The organism is Demequina ureilytica, from assembly GCF_048553575.1.
GTDB lineage: Bacteria > Actinomycetota > Actinomycetes > Actinomycetales > Demequinaceae > Demequina.
Genome location: NZ_JBLZIE010000008.1, coordinates 1 through 1,696, shown reverse-complemented (window position 1 = coordinate 1,696; position 1,696 = coordinate 1). Strand labels below are relative to the sequence as shown.

Below are 1,696 nucleotides of genomic sequence, written 5' to 3'. Positions count from 1 at the left end.
TGTCGGCGACGCTTGAAAACGAGGCCATAGCGACGGGCGAAAACGAGGCCACCCAGACAGATTGGGTGGATGATCTCATTGGAAGATTGGGCGTTGGTCCGGCGACTGGTCGCGGATGGTGTTCCGCGGAGGCAGGTCGCGAGGGATTTGGGGATTGGCCGTGCGACGGTCGATCGCGCGGTGGCGTCGGACCGGCCACCGAAGTATCAGCGGCCAGCGGTGGTGACGTCGTTCTCGCCGTTCGAGGCAAGGGTGCGGGCGTTGCTGACGGAGTATCCGGACATGCCGGCAACGGTGCTGGCGGAACGGGTGCAGTGGTCGGGGTCGATCACGTGGTTTCGTGAGAATGTCCGACGGCTCAGACCGGAGCATCGCCCGGTGGATCCCGCGGACCGACTGTCCTGGGCTGCGGGAGACGCAGCGCAGTGTGATCTGTGGTTCCCGCCGAGGAAGATCCCGCTCGAAGATGGCACGAGCGTGCTGCTGCCGGTGTTGGTGATGGTCGCAGCGCATTCGCGGTTCATGACCGCCAGGATGATCCCGACGCGCAAGTCGGAAGACCTGCTGTTGGGTTCATGGGAGCTGATCCAGCAGTTGGGGCGGGTCCCGCGCAGGTTGATTTGGGACAACGAGCCTGGCATCGGTCAACGGGGCCGCCTCGCGCAGGGCTTCGCGTCTTTCGCGGGGACGTTGGCCACGAAGGTCGTGCAGTTGCGCCCTTACGATCCGGAATCCAAAGGGATCGTCGAGCGCCGCAACGGTTGGATGGAAACCTCGTTCATGCCCGGCCGGACCTTCACTTCCCCGGCGGACTTCAACGCGCAACTGACGGACTGGTTGATTACGGCCAACACCAAAGTGGTGCGCACGATCAAAGCGCGCCCGATCGACCTGATCGAGCACGACCGGGCACAGATGTTGCCGTTGCCGCCGGTCCCGTTGCAGTTGGGTTGGCGGGATCGGGTTCGTCTGGGCCGGGACTACTACGTTCGTCTCGACGCCTCGGACTACTCCGTCGATCCGGTGGCCATTGGTCGGATGGTCGACGTCTCTGCGGACCTGGAACGCGTCAAGGTCAGGCTCGAGGGGCGACTCGTTGCCAACCATGCACGGGTTTGGGCGCGCGGCACCACTGTCACGGACCCCGCCCATGTTGAGATCGCGAAGCGGTTGCGTCAACAGTTCCAGCAACCCCGACCCGTCGCGGCCGGTGATGACCTCACCCGGGACTTAAGTGACTATGACCGTGCGTTCGGGCTGGGCGAGGAGGTCGCGTGATGGGCGCGAAGACACCGGACTCGGTCAAGCAGATCCACTATTTGGCCGGCGCTCTGAAGGCCCCACGGATCACGGATGCGGCGACCCGTCTCGCGGACCAAGCACGCGATGCGGGCTGGTCTTTCGAGGACTACCTCGCCGCCGTGCTGGAGCGCGAAGTGTCCGCCCGCAACGCCTCCGGCGCTGAGCTGCGGATCAAAGCCGCCGGCTTTCCTGCCCGCAAAACCCTCGAGGACTTCGACTGGGACGCGCAATCGAAGATTCGCCCCCAGGTCGCAGCATTGGCATCCGGCGGTTTCCTTGACGAGGCCCGCAACGTCGTCCTCCTCGGTCCGCCCGGGACTGGGAAAACACACCTGTCGACAGCGCTCGGCATCATCGCAGCGCGACACGGGCACCGGGTGTTGTTCGCGACCGC

General features: G+C 65.0%; 2 protein-coding genes. Both read left to right on the top strand.

Going from position 1 to position 1,696, the window contains the following annotated elements:
• Nucleotides 1-69 precede the first annotated feature (69 nt).
• On the top strand, nucleotides 70-1,278 hold the full coding sequence (gene istA, locus ACNI3K_RS13060; protein ID WP_419392335.1) for an IS21 family transposase: 1,209 nt from the start codon (nucleotides 70-72) through the stop codon (nucleotides 1,276-1,278).
• A partial coding sequence (locus tag ACNI3K_RS13055; protein ID WP_419392334.1) for an ATP-binding protein occupies nucleotides 1,278-1,696 on the top strand: 419 nt, incomplete at its 3' end. The genes istA and ACNI3K_RS13055, both read left to right, overlap by 1 nt.